This window comes from Salinicoccus sp. CNSTN-B1, assembly GCF_054792835.1.
This window is the reverse complement of sequence record NZ_JBTWMN010000004.1, coordinates 1,856,314-1,870,562: the sequence shown is the minus strand read 5'-3', so window position 1 is coordinate 1,870,562 and position 14,249 is coordinate 1,856,314. Positions and strand designations below refer to the sequence as shown.

The following is a 14,249-nucleotide window of genomic DNA, read 5'->3' as shown; positions in this document are numbered from 1 at the left end:
TTTTTTATGGGTACTTTTAGAAATCGAATGATTCGAAATGAATATCAGCACCCCTGTTGCGGTTGTCATATTCGCCGATCAGTTCATCGTCCTTGGTCATGAACTTGACCATCGGCAAGTTCTTGCCGGAACTGTCGAAGAGGATGCCGTCAGCGCCCTCACGCACCGCTTCCCCGAAGCCTTGGAGTTTTCCTTTGGCATCAGACTCTTCGAGCTCATCGAATTTTTCGCTGACTACGATATGGATGAGCGTATAATCCTCGTCCTGTGGCTCGATTGCATCGATATATGGGTCTTCGGCCATGCCATCGAATTTCCGTTCGAGTGCTTCGCGCTGCTCATCGGTCACTGCCACCCTCGGCTCCTCGGCCGACGCCTCCTCTCCAGTGGCGTCTTGTGTGCCGTCACTGCATGCGGCAAGGATCGCCATGGAGAAAATCAATGCCGCAACAAAATAGCGTTTCATCACTTTCTGATGCTCCTTCTATATTAGATATATGATCTATTTTATCATATCCAGGATAAAGTGGGGTCGTCGGGCTTTGCCGCTTCTGATATAATGGCGTAAAAAGGAGGGGCTTTCATGAAGAAGGTGATTATGGATGTCGATACGGGGATTGATGATGCGCTGGCCATCATGTACGGCTTGGAAAGCGGTGCGCTTGAATTTTTAGGTCTCACGACGGTGGACGGGAACGTACCGCTCGAGATGGTCAACCGCAACACTCTGAAGGTGCTCAGCATGTTGGGTCGGGACGATATACCGGTCTTCCCCGGTGCCGCGGGCCCTTTGATGAAACCGTCCCGGCATGTCCATCATATACACGGCGCGGATGGCCTTGGCGGCGCGCTCGCCGACTATCCATATGAGAATATGTGCGAGGCGCAATTTGCGCCCGACTTCATCGTGGAGGCCGCCAGGCGCCATCCGGGGGAAGTGACGCTGATTGCGGTGGGGCCACTGACGAACGTTGCGTTGGCATTCAAGCAAGAGCCCTTGCTTGGTGAACTGTTGAAGGAAATCGTCATCATGGGTGGCATCGTCTCGAAGGCGGGCCGGGCAACAGCGGGCCGAACTCGGAGTTCAATATATTTACGGATGCCGAAGCGGCGCGCATCGTCTTCCATGGCGGTGCCGATATTACACTCGTGGGTCTGGACGTCACAAAACAAGCCGTGCTGACGGCCCGTGACATCGAAACATTGAAGGGCAGCAAGTATTATGATTTCATCAAGCAGTCGACAGAAATCTACCGTACCTTCAGCATGGATAAATTCGGACTGGATGGTTGCGCACTGCACGATCCATTGGCGGTCGGCTACGCCTTGAACCGTGAATTTCTCCAGACCGAGCATCACTATGTCGATGTCGATACCGTCAGCCCATTGAACTACGGGCAGACCGTCTGCGACTTCGGGGATTTGTGGGGCGAAGCACCGAATGTCAACGTCAGCCTTGAGGTTGATGGGCAAGCATTCGTCGAGCATTTTTTGGCAGTGATGAAAAATGCGGAAGGCAAAGTATAACGTAAGCGTATATATGAGAAATGGAAGAGGGGATGCATTATGATGTCTATCATCGTCCTGTTGCTCGGGATCATTGTTTATCTGTTGTATACGAATTCAAAATTGAATGGCGAAGTCAGGCGACTTAGGAATGGACAGGAAAAATTCATTACGCCAGACGGTGAAGGCCACCCGGTCAATCATGAACTGCGCCAGATGGTCAGGGAAGGCGAGGAAATCAAAGCCATCAAGAAAGCCCGGCAGACATTTGGCTTATCCTTGGTTGAAGGCAAACAATATGTCGATCGGCTGAAGCAGGATTAACAGGACTATACACTTCTGATAATGTCTTATGGGCCGGATGAAAAGCATGTCTGCGATGGCGAGCGGGATTATGCATCAGACCAAACCGACGCTAGAGTCCAAGTGATTTTTTTCGAATAGGATTAGACATACAAAATATGGGTAATATGATGTATATTACATATGTTGTATGATTTTTTCTTTTTATATATGAGTACGGAAGCAAAGGGGTGCATCCATGAAGATGAACTGGGGAAGGTACGGTCGAATGCACAGCGGGTGGCAGTCAGGATGGATAAAGTCAGAAAGTATAATGCCGGGCAGATGAAGTGGCTGGCAGGCGGCACTTTCTCGGCCATTAAAAAAACGGCCTCCCGGATCTATAGAGGGGGCAGCATAAGATAGCGGTGGCGCGGGCACGCGAGGAAGCCCGCTGTGTATATTACCGCCAGTTCCCAAGCGACAGGCTGGTGAAGATGTATCTGCTGAGTGAAAACATGCTTCATATGGGGACGATCAAACGTGTGATGGAGGAGCGTGGATACAAATATGACTCGCGGCGTGATCGGTTTGTCCCGCATGAGCCTGTGAAGGTGCGGGAACAGATGGCGCTTGATATGAAAAGGCGGGGTGAAATGGATACATACGAAGCCGTCGAAGCGGAAGTGTTTAAACAGCGCGGGCTTAAAAATCCATAAAAAAGAAGACCGGTATGGTCTTCTTTTTTTATGGCGCAAGCGGTCCGCCGTTGATGGTAGTGAGCGGTTCATTGACATTGAAGATCTTGCCGTTGACCGAGTCGATGCCGAATGAGCGGAGCCGTTCCGTATGTTTTTTCAGATAGACTTCTGCCGCTTCTTTCGTGTCGAAGAGGTAGATGCCGCCAGCTTCCTTCTCTTCTGCGTTCTCCGTCCAGATCTTCCAGAGGAACCCGGACTCTTCATTGATGCTTTCGGCAAGCTCTCTGAACCCTTCGGCCATATCTTCGCCGAAAGGGCCGTCCATGTCGAAATCGACCTGCAGTATGACTGCCATTTCATCACGCCTCCCTTTACATTATCTGCTTCTACTATAATGAATATATGGGGGCTGTCCGCTTACATGCCTATAGTCGTGCGGACGGTTGCGAATTTTTCGCTGAGGGACGGGCGTACCGTCTCCATCATGAAGCTGACTTCATCTTTTATCTCATCGACATCTTTCGGTTCAGGGGGTTCACCGAGTATCAGTGTGGCGATCAGATAGGCGATGCCTGAGAGGACGACTGCCACTCCAATAAGTCCGAGACAGCCAAAGAGTAGGGCGGACCTGCTGCCTTCATGATTTTGTCGATTGTTTTCTTCAGCCATACGTTTCCTCCATTCTTATAGGGGCAGTTGCTGCCCGGCGGCTCCATATACATATAGAGTATTTTAACACAATCGACGGCGGCACGTTAACCCGTTCCCCGTTTTGCTCCCGGTATACTGCCTGGGGAATGGCTGCTCAGTGAAGGGAATATGTAATCAGACATGCATTCTGTCACCGTGCAGTGCTACAATAGGGAGAGAAAAAAATTTTGAGGTGAAAAAATGTCCAATCCAGCAGGATTTTGGGTGCGGCTGGGGCACGTGTGCTTGATGCACTGCTTGTCGGCATGGTGGTCGCGACAGTCCTATTTATTTTCCAGGTCGATACAACAAGCGGGAGCACCCAGACGGGCGAAAGCATCGCAGGGTTAGCATATTTCATTCTGCTGCCTGCCTATTTCTACGGGTACACGATCGCCAAGCGCGTGCTGAATATACGGGTCGTCAAAGTGGATGGTTCAAAAGCGGGAGTGTTGCCGATGATCATACGCGAAGTACTCGGGTTCTTCATCTACAGCGTGACGTTCGGTCTCGCAGCCATTGCGTCGGCCATTATGGTCAGTGTGCGGGAGGACAAGCGGTCGCTCCATGATCTGCTTGCCGGCACTTATGTCACGTTTGACGAGCCGGAAGCATTCAAACAGATGTCATAGCATACGTTGAAGTCTGCCGCTGTTGCGGTGGACTTTTTCTGTTTATGGCTATCTGTCTTTCACATTTGAACAAAACCGCTGTATAATTAGGCCAATGAAACCCTAGGGGAGGAAATGACATCCATGGACATCAAGCATATGCGCTATTTCACGGCCATCGTCAAGCATGGCAGCATGACCGAGGCAGCAAACCAGCTCTACATATCCCAGCCGACGATCAGCAAGGCGATCAATGATGTCGAAGCGGAACTTGGCGTGCGGCTGTTCAACAGGAACCGTAAGCAATTTGAACTGACCGATGCCGGCCAGATGTTCTATGACCAGTCTGAGGAGATACTCAGAATGCATGAAGCGTTGGCATATGACCTGAAAAATATGGTCGGTGTACAGCACGGACATATCCGCATCGGCCTGCCGCCGATTATGGACGTCAGCCCGCTGATGGCGATCATGAAGACATTCCACGACAAGTATCCGAAGATCACCTATCAGCTGATCGAAAGTGGCAGCGGCACCATCGAACAGCGCCTGAGGCAATACGACATCGACATCGGCATCACCGTGCTGCCGACTGAAGGTGCTGACTTTGATGCCTTCACCTTCCTGTCTGAAACATTGTGCCTGGTCGTCCATCCGAACCACCCGCTCGCCGAGTCCCGCACCATCGGCCTCGATGCACTTAGGGATGCGGACTTCATCATGTTCAATGAAGACTTCTATCTGAATGAAATCATAAATTCCGCATGCAAAAATGCAGGTTTCACCCCGAAAGTGATCGCAAAGACATCACAATGGCATTTTATAGAAGAAATGATCCAGTCGGAGCTTGGGGTGTGCATATTGCCAAAAAGTGTAGCACAGCTGCTCGGCGCGCCGTCGGTGGCGGTCGAGATAACGGAACCTGTCATGCGCTGGCGCCTCGGCATCGTCTGGAACCGGGACCGCTACATGAATTTCATCACCAAAGAGTGGCTGAAGCACTTCCAGGAGACGTTTGCCTGATTGCGAGGGACCGCTTTCATCGTTTTAGGCTATATGCGACATTTAATAAAACTATTGTTCAGAAAGGGTTTTCAGGTTCTACAATGGAATCATCAGTAAGACGAAAGGTGATTTCTTGAATGGTTGAATATAAAAATCCAAAAGACAGTAAAGTCATCAGCATCGATCAGGTGTTTGCGAATGACTTGAACAACTACGACACATTGTTCGGAGGCGTGCTGATGAAGCGCATCGACAACGTCGCCTCACTTGCCGCAAGGCGCCACGCGCGGGTCAGGGAATGCGTGACGGCATCCATCGACTCGATTGACTTCCTGCGCCCGATCACGCAATCCGAATCGGTATGCATAGAAGCATTCGTGTCATCGACCGGCAACCGCAGCATGGAAATCTTCTGCAAAGTGATTACGGAGGACTTGGTGACTGAGGAACGTAATGTCGCAGCAACCGCTTTTCTGACATTCGTGGCACTCGATGAGGAGACGAAACGGCCAATCGCTGTGCCGGGCATCATACCGGAGACGGATGAGGAGAAGTATCTGTATGAGTCTAACAAGAAGCGGACGGCCATGCGAAAGGACCGCCGCATACACAGCAAGGAACTGACGACGAAGATCAGTGTCGACAAACCATGGGATGAGGTGAACCGATAATGTACGCGAGCACCAAAACAATACGTGAGATCGAAAGGGACCTGGCGCACTTAAGCGAAAACCATCCAATCCTGTACCATAGGCTCGAACACGTCACGAGCTTTGCCCGTCAGCTGCAGGTCAAATACAAGTATTTGGCCGACATGATGACAGGGGAGGCACACGAACCGACACCAAAATTCATCAAGTCCTCTGTGCTTGAGATATTGGCGGACGAAGTGGAGAAGCTCCGGCGCGTCGAAGGGTTTGAACTGTTCCTCGATATATTGAAGCAGAACCGCCATATCGATTCCCCGGAAATATTCCTGATGATACTCGGTGCGAAACCTGAAAAAGTGGTCAACAACGCCATCATAAGCTGAATAATCGAAAGTAGCGGTCCTGACCGAGGGCCGCTATTTTTTTGTAGGCCTATGTCTTTACTATAAATTTACATGAGGATGATATATAATTCCTTTAATATGTTGTATAATCAAAGTCAAATGCTTATTCATCATGCGCAGTGCACTGAACTGCATCTGATTCATTATATATCCGAGGGGGGAATTGATATGATCCAGTACCATGTTGTAAATGCTTTTTTGGAAGAACAGACCGACTGCAGAAGCATCAACGAATTGAAGGCTCTCGAAAACACGCTCCCTGGGGAGGAAGGCTGCTTCATCGACAGCGCACTCTCCTTCCTTATGACCCGTACAGACCAACACCCCGAATGGAACCTTAGAGCCCATTGTTTTGGGACTTGCGTCATCAACATGTCCAAAATAGGCATCTATGCGTTACTGGATGACGGGATAACCGCCATACATACGCCCCTCTTGAAACAGTTCGGCAGCATCGCCCAGTGGCAGATGGTACGCTACTCATTCGATGATATGCAGACGCTCGATATGGAAAAGCTCGACCGTGATGATCTGGCGGACAAGGAGTCAGGCGTGCTGTTCATGAAAGTGAACAATAACAAGCGCCAGATCCGCAACTATACATTGCGTAACCTGAACCCTGCCCACCTCGAGCAATTCCAGCGCCTGCAGATGATACGTCAAGCCAGCCGCATGCACTAGTTGACATCGGGGTTATGAATGCATTTTAAAATATGCCTAAACATGGTATATTTCTGATACGACATAAGAGAGGTAGGAAACGCAACATGATCCATTACAATCTGGTCAATGAATATTTTGATGATATAGAATTACCGAAGCCGTTAGAGGAATTGATTGGGGCTTCGTACGACCTAGAAGGGAAAGAACTGGACTTCATCAATGGCGCCAACCATTTTTTCAGCCATGACCAAGTCTTCGGTGCATATCGGGAGAAGGATGCCCATTGTTGGGACATGCCTGATCAACTTGACCCGTACCGGGCTCTACTTCCTGCTCGAGGATGAAATTATGGTGGTCCACCGTTCCATCCTAAAGGAAGGAGAAGGGGAGGCCGATTGGGAAATCAGCCATTTCCGTTTTACTGAAATCCAAAATCTGGACCACGAAGTGATAAATGGTCTGACCGAACCAAAGTATGAATCCGGGGCATTGTTCCTAAAGGTCCTGAACGAGAAGGGTGCAGTACGCAATCATACGCTGCGCAATATGAATCCTGGCCATTTCCAATGCTTTGAAGATTTCCACGTGGCCATCAAAAACAACAGGACGATATCAAAATGATACCTAAAAACCCAGGCTTTTAAGCCTGGGTTTTTCTATCTTCTGTAGTCCGCATCGGTATGTGGAAGGTTTTCAGTAACATCAGCCTCTTCGTAGCGCACAGGTTCCCTGATGTGCGCCACATCTTCGACGGTCTGCTTGCGGATGACGACCTCTTCAGTGACGACGCGCTCCTTGATGACCCGAACGCGTTCTTCGGTGATGGGAATGCGCTCGACGCCAGCTTCTTTCGCCACTTCATAGGTCTCGGCCAATGGACTGCCCTCTACTGGAATGCGTTCGACCGTGACCTCCTCGCGGGTGACGGGCACATCAAATTCTTCCACCCGTATGTTCGTGGACTTATTGACCTCGACTTCTCCTGTCTGGACCGTTTCCTTATTAACATCCACACGTTCCTCACGCAACTCAATGGTCTCCTCATCGTGATCTGGAGAAGCGGTGCGCGCTTCTGCCTGATGGTCTCTGGAAAAACGGGCTTCCCTTTTACGGCCATCATTTCCATTGTCTGTCCAATAGCTGTATTCACTGTCCGATGGATCGATGTAATCGGCCTTGTCCGCATCGTGGAAGAAACCGCCCTTGACGGGATCCGGCTCGTCTATATGGAGGAGCAGCTTGCCGTCCATCAGCGCCTGGCGGTATTCAGCCTGCTGGGCTTCACTCAGGCGGAGACTGTTCATCGCCTGGGTCTCCGGATCTTCATCCGCAAACCATGACACGATGCGATCCCACGTGTCCACCTCCGTACTCCGCTGCTTGACGCCGAGGTGGCTGAAGGCCCGCTCACCAGGATCATCCTTGGTGATGACCGTCATGCGCGCCTCATCGACCCCTTTTAGCTTCAGATGCTCGATGCGTCCGAGCAAATCCCGCTCATTCGAAAAAGATTCTATAATCGCCATCTATAATTCCCCCGTTCCTAATCGTTTAGGCAGTGATGCCCCAGTCAATAAACTAATACCCATGGCACACGCCGTTAAACGGTGGAAGGCATGGGCACGAATAATGTATAATAGATTGAGCATCGTAGATACATTTATCATAGACTAGAATAGGAATGATAAAGATGAAACCTAAAATTATTTTTTTACTTAACTCTGTAGATCTCAATCGGGGAGGATTGACCCATGCTTCCTTAAGGCAGGCGAGCACTTTTGTGGATGCGGGATACGACACAGATATATTGACTTTCAGGTACGAACCTCGTTTTCCAGAGATAGTCCGTAAATTAAAAGAGAAAAATAAAGTGAGCAAGAACGTGCGTATTCGCAGTTTATTTGATGAACGGGCTGGCTATCAAGATGAAAGAATACAGACAGATAGTATAAAGGTGGATATATCCGACTATAAGAAAGAATATGAAATTTCTAAACGGGGCTCTCATAACGCGTATCGTCTATATAAAGAGGGCAAGTATGAGAAATACATTTCCTTAAGAGCCGATGACACACTAGATTTTATAGATTACTTCAATAATGAGGGTGAACGTACACACAGGGCACACTATAATTATTATGGTGATATGACCAGAGTAAAGTACTACAGCTCGGAAGAGAACAAGATGAGAAAAGATGTGTTTTTCGACAAGGATGGTGACAGTTTTCTGATTATGTGGTGGAATCCAGCCACGGAGGAGAGGGTACGTGTCACGAACCTTGCGAAAAACCACATGATTTTATCTGAGACTGATGGTGACACTAATCAGCATAAGGCAGAGTGGCTGAAAAAAGTGGTGGGGGAGACGAATACCCCGCCTGTTCTGATTTCAGATACACGTTCCACCGATGAGCTATTGATACTATTGGGTGATACTGAAGCAAAACGTGCCATCCGCCCTCACTCGAACCATCTTAAAGATCCGGATGACCCAAAATCGGAATTGAATATCCGAAACAGATCTGCCATAAAAAATATAGATAAGGTTGATGCCCTTATAGTGTTGACTGAAAAGCAGAAGATGGATATTGCCAAGCGTTTTGGTCATGAGGAAAAGATTTACGTCATTCCAAATTACTATGAAGCACACCAAAGTGAGAAGACAATAAAATCTTTTATCAAGACGACCTTTAGAGAAACTAAAAATCTCCTTCGAGGCAAGCCCCCTCCTTTAAACGGGACATGAAGAAAGTAGTGATTATTTCACGATTTTCAAGCATCAAAAATATTGACCATATAATCAAGGCATTCAAACATGTTGTGGAAGCCATACCAGAAGCCCAACTTGAAATTTGGGGCGGAGGCAATAAGAAAAAGGATTATCTTCAGCTTATCGATGACCTCGAACTCAAAAAAAATGTTTCCATCAAAGGATATACTCAAAATCCAGGAAAAATCTACCGATCTGGTGCACTTTCTGCTGTGACATCTAAAGCGGAAGGGTTCTCCTTATCGGTAATGGAAAGCATGGTCAACGCAACACCTGTCATCAGCTACGATATCCGCTACGGACCTTCAGACATGATTGATGATGGAAAGAACGGTTATCTCATTAAAAAAGGGGATATTGATACATTGTCGGAAAAGATGGTATCGATGCTGAAAGATCCTGAAAAAACAAGAGAGATGGGCAAAGAAGCACGATACAAAATGGATGAAAAGTTCAATATTGATAGCTACCGAGAGAAATGGTTTACTTTAGTGGATGAGTTAATGAAGTAAAAGAAAGTTGAGGTGCCAAAAAATAAAATGATTTCAATTATTACACCAGCAGAAAACAACGAAAACTATATTAATGGAACGCTCGAATCCATTCATAGACAGACATATACAGATTATGAAGTGCTGATTCTTCATTCTGATATTGATGCTCTTAAGAGAGCAATCGGAAAAAAATATAAAGAAGACGGTCGTTTCAGGTTCATAAAGACCAGTCGTGATGCCAAAGTAGGGGAAGCACGTAATATAGGCATGGATAGGGCTCAGGGTGATTATATTTACTTTTTGGATAGCGACGACTATATTTCAGAAAATATGTTGCAGTTGCTATCAGAAAGTGTAGGCGAACAGCCCATCATCAGGGCGAAGATGAAAAGAACAGATTTCGGTTCGAGTTTCGCCATCATTATGCCTGGGACCAACAAGTTGAAGATGTTCAGTCTTAGGAAATATAATCTAATCCGTAACCATTCAGCCTTGAACTTCCTAATTTCAAAAGGACACGTCGAGCAGTTAGGGTTCCGTTTTGACGAATCGGTCGAGAGCTTCTCAGACCTTACATTTATCATACCTCTACTAGAGTCGGTGGAAGTGGTGCCCTATGTCAGTGAAGCAATCTACTTCAGAAGAAGGCGAAACGATCCGATCAACCATCCATCCTTGAGGCAATTACCGGTGGAACAACGTATGCGCGATTTGTTCACAGTTTATAATGAACTTAAAAAGTTAGAATTGAGTTCTCAAGCGGAAAGATTTTTAGATAATACCTTGCTTAACTTCTATCGAAAACATCTTGTAGTGAAATTCAAAGATGATTCATTCATCGATGAATATTTCGATGACCTTGCTGCTAGCATTAACAAGGTCAGTCCTAAATCACTAAAGAATAAAGATAGAGTTCTGATGAATGATATTCGTGCGATACGTACCAATAAAGTTGACATATTCAAAAAGCTGAGTAATTTTCATCATTTATTGAGGGACATTAAAAAAGGAATTAAATCGAAAAAGGGCCGCAAAGAGCTAATTTATAAACGTATTTTCAATAAGTTGGAGTTGATGGATGACCTTGTGGTGTTTGAAAGCTTCCAGGGTAAAGCTTATTCAGACAGCCCGAAATATATATATGAATATATGTTGAAGAAACGCCAAGGCCATAAACTCGTTTGGGTACTGAACAAAAATCAGAAGATACCTGGCAACCCTAAGATAGTAAGGCGTTTTTCCTTAAAATACTATTACTATATTGCTCGAGCTAAATATATCGTAAGTAATGTACGCATGCCAAACAGCTACATCAAACGTGACAGGCAAAAATACTTGCAGACTTGGCATGGGACGCCATTGAAACGTCTGGCAGGCGACATGGAGGCTGTGCATATGCCAGGGACCAATGCTGTGCGTTATAAGAGGAACTTCAACAACGAAACGGATAAATGGGATTATCTCATTGCCCGAACCCTTATTCATCGGAAATCTTCAAAAGGGCCTTCTGGTTCAACAATACGATGCTTGAGACGGGCTACCCAAGGAATGATATATTGACTAATGACAACAACCCGGTCATCATCCGGAGTATCAAGGAAAAACTCAATCTCCCGAGGGACAAGAAAGTCATACTCTATGCTCCGACATGGCGCGACGATGAATATTATAAGGTGGGGAAATACAGGTTTTCCCTCCAGCTCGATCTTGAAAGATTGAGGGCGCGATTCGGCGAGGAGTACATCATCCTGCTCAGGATGCACTATGTGGTTGCTTCTAAGATGGATTTGACTGGCTTAGAAGGATTCGCGTACGATGTTTCAGGTTATGATGATGTCAGTGAGCTGTATCTCATTTCCGATATGCTTATCACCGACTACTCCTCTGTATTCTTCGATTATGCAAACTTGAAGCGACCTATTCTCTTCTTCACTTATGATTTGGAGAAGTACAAGGATCAACTGCGTGGTTTCTATATCGATATGGAGACGGAATTGCCTGGTCCTCTTCTCAGAAATAATGATGAACTTTTTGAAGCGGTGGAGAATATCGATCAGGTAGTTACAAACTATGAAGAACGATACGAAACTTTCTATGATAGATTCTGCCTTTGGGATGACGGCAGGGCAGCGGAGAAAGCTGTTGAAGAGGTTTTCAACTAAGAGCTATATTGAACTTTCTGATAGTAATTAATAAAGTTTTTCAGTAAATATGTTTTCAAATTTAAAGCTCAGGATTAGAGATTCTAATTCTGAGCTTTAAAAATTAAATATTTGTATTTTATATAAGTGTTAATAGAATCATTTGGTTTCAAAAATGTCAAAATTGATTTATTATTAATATCTCTTTGTGTAATTAGTAAAGTTTAATTATAATATAAGGATTCAAAGAGTAATAATTCCGAAAGGAGATTTCAAATGATTTATACTGTAGCTTCAACATTACCTGAACAACATGGAGGAAGAACTAAGTCTTTGCTAAGCAGGATTAAATTATTGCAAACTGAGTTAGGTATAGAGAGTACTATATTAACAACCAACTATAATATTGACTACCCTGATATCTATAAAAACTTTAAAAGTATTGGTACTTTACATGAAAATACAAAAATTGAAAATATATATGAATGGCTTTCTGATTATAAATTATATTATATTAACAAAACGCGGTTTAAAAAGCAAGAGGTTTCTATTCAAACTAATTTTGAGATAGAAGGCTATAGATCTGAATTCATTGATGATAATATTATTAGATATTTTAAGGGTAAAGAGTATGTTCTATATCGTGAGTTTTTAGAAAACTCTAACATTTTAAAGTTTGAAGATTTTATGAGTCCAATTTCCAAAAAAAGATTAGAAAGAAGAAAATATAATAAATATGGCTATTTACACCAAATAATTAGATATCATCCTAAAGATTATCACAAAATTTCTGAAGAGTATTATGATGCATTAGGTGATGTCTACTGTATAAAATATTTCGATAATAGAAATAACGAAACCCGACTGGAATTAATTGAGTTGCTAAAGGATAAAAGACCTTATAAATTTTTTAGTAATGAAAAAGATTTATTCCAATATTATTTTGAAAAAAAATTTAAGAAAGGCGACATTGTTTTTAATGATGCTCGATTACTAGATCGTCCATTACTACTAAATAAAAAAGAAACTAAAAATATTATTGTATTTCATAACCCACACCATTCTGGTGTTGATAAGAAAATTCGTAATTCATATAAGTTTTCTTTAAAGAACAGTGATAAAGTCTCAAGCTATTTGCTTCTTACTGAACATCAAAAAGAGGATATTCAAAAGGAATATAATATTCCAAAAGAAAAGTTTAATATAATTCCACATTTTATTGAATCGACTGATTATATTCATAGAACTCCTAAAGACCAATTTTTATTTGTTGGCAGATTTGGTAAACAAAAACAATTAGACCATTTGATAAAAGCCTATAAAATTTTTAGAGATGCAGGTTATAAAGATAATCTGGTACTGTATGGAATGGACGAAGAGAATCAACTCTCAATGATAGAGAATTTGATAGATGATTTAGGATTAAAAGATTTTGTAGAGATACATGGTTTTACTAATGATCTTAATAAAATTTTCGCTGAATCTAAAGCCTCACTTTTAACTAGTGCATACGAAGGATTCGGATTAACGGTCATGGAAAGTATAAATGCTGGATGTCCAGTAGTTTCATACGACGTGACATACGGTCCTCGCGAGATTATTGATGTGGGTATAAATGGTTATTTAGTCGAGCCTCAAAATATCAATGCTTTCGCAGAAGCAATGATGAAGATGTCAGAGAGCCCCTTACAAGATGTATCTATAAATCCTAAACTATATAAAACAAGTGCTATAGAAAATTACAAGAGTTTATTCGAAAATTTAAATTCTTATAGAAATCTATCATCTGATTATGTTGTGGCATTGCAGGATATAAGTGTTTATGTAGATAAGGATTCAACAAATGAATTACCTCAAAAAATAAAAGCAGGGACCAAAATAAAAATTGCTGGTATTACAGAAACGAGTCGAGGAATATATAAATTGATTACTGATTCGGGTCATATATTAACAGCTAATAAAAATTTGGTGAGAGAATTTAAAAATCAACGTTTTGATGGCTATATTTCTAAAGTGCCTAGGAAAGTTAGAGTAAAGAGAAAGTGCAAAATATATAGTTCTCCTACGTTTGAAAATCCAGCTCTAACAACAATAGAACCTGGGGAAGAGTTTTATATTGAAGATATTGCTTATAGTCCTAATTTAACTCCGCGTTTGAAAATTGATGATAATAGATATATGACAGCCAATCTCAATTTTGTAGAAATTGCAGAATAATAACTTTTGATATAATACGAAAAGAGGAATAGAAGATAATCTCTCAATTTTAAAAAACGATACACTAAATACTAAATTCTATTGAAATTATTAATCAACCTTATTTTATAATGAA

General features: G+C 43.8%; 19 protein-coding genes and 2 pseudogenes. 17 read left to right on the top strand and 4 right to left on the bottom strand.

Features of this window, described 5'->3' with window-relative positions; all coding sequences use genetic code 11:
• Positions 1–16: 16 nt before the first annotated feature.
• On the bottom strand, positions 17–469 hold the full coding sequence (locus ACYF68_RS11010) for a hypothetical protein (protein WP_461046860.1): 453 nt from the start codon (positions 467–469) through the stop codon (positions 17–19).
• 168 nt (positions 470–637) lie between these two features.
• Between ACYF68_RS11010 and ACYF68_RS11005 the strand changes: the two genes are divergently transcribed.
• From ACYF68_RS11005 to ACYF68_RS10985, 5 genes are all read left to right on the top strand, one after another.
• Positions 638–1,183 carry a nucleoside hydrolase gene (locus tag ACYF68_RS11005; RefSeq protein ID WP_461046858.1) on the top strand — a complete coding sequence of 182 codons (546 nt, stop codon included), beginning with the start codon at positions 638–640 and terminating at the stop codon, positions 1,181–1,183.
• On the top strand, positions 1,090–1,527 hold the full coding sequence (locus tag ACYF68_RS11000; RefSeq protein WP_461047600.1) for a nucleoside hydrolase: 438 nt from the start codon (positions 1,090–1,092) through the stop codon (positions 1,525–1,527). Before ACYF68_RS11005 ends, ACYF68_RS11000 begins: the two co-directional genes overlap by 94 nt.
• 39 nt (positions 1,528–1,566) lie before the next feature.
• Complete coding sequence (locus ACYF68_RS10995; RefSeq protein WP_380572083.1) at positions 1,567–1,830, top strand: hypothetical protein; 264 nt, start codon at positions 1,567–1,569, stop codon at positions 1,828–1,830.
• 189 nt (positions 1,831–2,019) lie between these two features.
• Positions 2,020–2,214, top strand: a complete 195-nt coding sequence (locus ACYF68_RS10990; RefSeq protein ID WP_461046856.1) for a hypothetical protein — start codon at positions 2,020–2,022, stop codon at positions 2,212–2,214.
• A gap of 2 nt (positions 2,215–2,216) precedes the next feature.
• Positions 2,217–2,507, top strand: coding sequence for a hypothetical protein (locus ACYF68_RS10985; protein ID WP_461046854.1), 291 nt, complete (start codon positions 2,217–2,219; stop codon positions 2,505–2,507).
• A gap of 28 nt (positions 2,508–2,535) precedes the next feature.
• Here the strand turns inward: ACYF68_RS10985 and ACYF68_RS10980 are convergent, their stop codons facing one another.
• On the bottom strand, positions 2,536–2,844 hold the full coding sequence (locus tag ACYF68_RS10980; RefSeq protein ID WP_461046852.1) for a monooxygenase: 309 nt from the start codon (positions 2,842–2,844) through the stop codon (positions 2,536–2,538).
• A gap of 62 nt (positions 2,845–2,906) precedes the next feature.
• Positions 2,907–3,158, bottom strand: coding sequence for a hypothetical protein (locus ACYF68_RS10975; protein WP_461046850.1), 252 nt, complete (start codon positions 3,156–3,158; stop codon positions 2,907–2,909).
• Between the two features lie 242 nt (positions 3,159–3,400).
• Between ACYF68_RS10975 and ACYF68_RS10970 the strand changes: the two genes are divergently transcribed.
• The 7 genes from ACYF68_RS10970 (at position 3,401) to ACYF68_RS10940 (ending at position 7,133) form a co-directional block, all read left to right on the top strand.
• Positions 3,401–3,811 (top strand): RDD family protein, encoded by a 411-nt coding sequence (locus ACYF68_RS10970; RefSeq protein ID WP_461046848.1) that lies wholly within the window; start codon positions 3,401–3,403, stop codon positions 3,809–3,811.
• Between the two features lie 123 nt (positions 3,812–3,934).
• Positions 3,935–4,813, top strand: a complete 879-nt coding sequence (locus ACYF68_RS10965; protein WP_461046846.1) for a LysR family transcriptional regulator — start codon at positions 3,935–3,937, stop codon at positions 4,811–4,813.
• A gap of 119 nt (positions 4,814–4,932) precedes the next feature.
• Complete coding sequence (locus tag ACYF68_RS10960) at positions 4,933–5,466, top strand: acyl-CoA thioesterase (protein ID WP_380572071.1); 534 nt, start codon at positions 4,933–4,935, stop codon at positions 5,464–5,466.
• Complete coding sequence (locus ACYF68_RS10955) at positions 5,466–5,828, top strand: hypothetical protein (RefSeq protein ID WP_380572069.1); 363 nt, start codon at positions 5,466–5,468, stop codon at positions 5,826–5,828. The genes ACYF68_RS10960 and ACYF68_RS10955 overlap by 1 nt, the downstream gene beginning before the upstream one ends.
• 189 nt (positions 5,829–6,017) lie before the next feature.
• Complete coding sequence (locus tag ACYF68_RS10950) at positions 6,018–6,530, top strand: hypothetical protein (protein WP_461046844.1); 513 nt, start codon at positions 6,018–6,020, stop codon at positions 6,528–6,530.
• A gap of 86 nt (positions 6,531–6,616) precedes the next feature.
• On the top strand, positions 6,617–6,856 hold the full coding sequence (locus tag ACYF68_RS10945; RefSeq protein WP_461046842.1) for a hypothetical protein: 240 nt from the start codon (positions 6,617–6,619) through the stop codon (positions 6,854–6,856).
• Positions 6,789–7,133 carry a hypothetical protein gene (locus ACYF68_RS10940; protein ID WP_461046840.1) on the top strand — a complete coding sequence of 115 codons (345 nt, stop codon included), beginning with the start codon at positions 6,789–6,791 and terminating at the stop codon, positions 7,131–7,133. Before ACYF68_RS10945 ends, ACYF68_RS10940 begins: the two co-directional genes overlap by 68 nt.
• A gap of 35 nt (positions 7,134–7,168) precedes the next feature.
• Here ACYF68_RS10940 and ACYF68_RS10935 read toward each other — a convergent pair whose 3' ends face one another.
• The gene (locus ACYF68_RS10935; RefSeq protein ID WP_461046838.1) at positions 7,169–8,038 is read right to left on the bottom strand and encodes a YsnF/AvaK domain-containing protein; all 870 of its coding nucleotides are present in this window, start codon (positions 8,036–8,038) and stop codon (positions 7,169–7,171) included.
• Positions 8,039–8,202: 164 nt separating this feature from the next.
• On the opposite strand from ACYF68_RS10935, the gene ACYF68_RS10930 reads away from it, so the two are divergent.
• From ACYF68_RS10930 to ACYF68_RS10910, 5 genes and pseudogenes are all read left to right on the top strand, one after another.
• Complete coding sequence (locus ACYF68_RS10930) at positions 8,203–9,258, top strand: alpha-glucosyltransferase N-terminal domain-containing protein (protein WP_461046836.1); 1,056 nt, start codon at positions 8,203–8,205, stop codon at positions 9,256–9,258.
• Complete coding sequence (locus ACYF68_RS10925; protein WP_461046834.1) at positions 9,255–9,794, top strand: glycosyltransferase; 540 nt, start codon at positions 9,255–9,257, stop codon at positions 9,792–9,794. The genes ACYF68_RS10930 and ACYF68_RS10925 overlap by 4 nt, the downstream gene beginning before the upstream one ends.
• Before the next feature lie 27 nt (positions 9,795–9,821).
• Positions 9,822–11,938 (top strand): annotated as a pseudogene (locus ACYF68_RS10920) (bifunctional glycosyltransferase/CDP-glycerol:glycerophosphate glycerophosphotransferase).
• Positions 11,939–12,193: 255 nt separating this feature from the next.
• Positions 12,194–13,684: pseudogene (locus ACYF68_RS10915) on the top strand (glycosyltransferase); the annotation flags it as partial.
• A gap of 30 nt (positions 13,685–13,714) precedes the next feature.
• Positions 13,715–14,134, top strand: a complete 420-nt coding sequence (locus ACYF68_RS10910) for a DUF5776 domain-containing protein (protein ID WP_461047598.1) — start codon at positions 13,715–13,717, stop codon at positions 14,132–14,134.
• Positions 14,135–14,249: the final 115 nt, after the last annotated feature.

Coding starts and splice junctions, on each gene's coding strand:
- ACYF68_RS11005 (WP_461046858.1), top strand. CDS start 638: ATGTACGGCTTGGAAAGCGGTGCGCTTGAATTTTTAGGTCTCACGACG.
- ACYF68_RS10950 (WP_461046844.1), top strand. CDS start 6,018: ATGATCCAGTACCATGTTGTAAATGCTTTTTTGGAAGAACAGACCGAC.
- ACYF68_RS10990 (WP_461046856.1), top strand. CDS start 2,020: ATGAGTACGGAAGCAAAGGGGTGCATCCATGAAGATGAACTGGGGAAG.
- ACYF68_RS10935 (WP_461046838.1), bottom strand. CDS start 8,038: ATGGCGATTATAGAATCTTTTTCGAATGAGCGGGATTTGCTCGGACGC.
- ACYF68_RS10925 (WP_461046834.1), top strand. CDS start 9,255: ATGAAGAAAGTAGTGATTATTTCACGATTTTCAAGCATCAAAAATATT.
- ACYF68_RS10940 (WP_461046840.1), top strand. CDS start 6,789: ATGCCCATTGTTGGGACATGCCTGATCAACTTGACCCGTACCGGGCTC.
- ACYF68_RS10945 (WP_461046842.1), top strand. CDS start 6,617: ATGATCCATTACAATCTGGTCAATGAATATTTTGATGATATAGAATTA.
- ACYF68_RS10930 (WP_461046836.1), top strand. CDS start 8,203: ATGAAACCTAAAATTATTTTTTTACTTAACTCTGTAGATCTCAATCGG.
- ACYF68_RS10955 (WP_380572069.1), top strand. CDS start 5,466: ATGTACGCGAGCACCAAAACAATACGTGAGATCGAAAGGGACCTGGCG.
- ACYF68_RS10965 (WP_461046846.1), top strand. CDS start 3,935: ATGGACATCAAGCATATGCGCTATTTCACGGCCATCGTCAAGCATGGC.
- ACYF68_RS10995 (WP_380572083.1), top strand. CDS start 1,567: ATGATGTCTATCATCGTCCTGTTGCTCGGGATCATTGTTTATCTGTTG.
- ACYF68_RS10960 (WP_380572071.1), top strand. CDS start 4,933: ATGGTTGAATATAAAAATCCAAAAGACAGTAAAGTCATCAGCATCGAT.
- ACYF68_RS10975 (WP_461046850.1), bottom strand. CDS start 3,158: ATGGCTGAAGAAAACAATCGACAAAATCATGAAGGCAGCAGGTCCGCC.
- ACYF68_RS10980 (WP_461046852.1), bottom strand. CDS start 2,844: ATGGCAGTCATACTGCAGGTCGATTTCGACATGGACGGCCCTTTCGGC.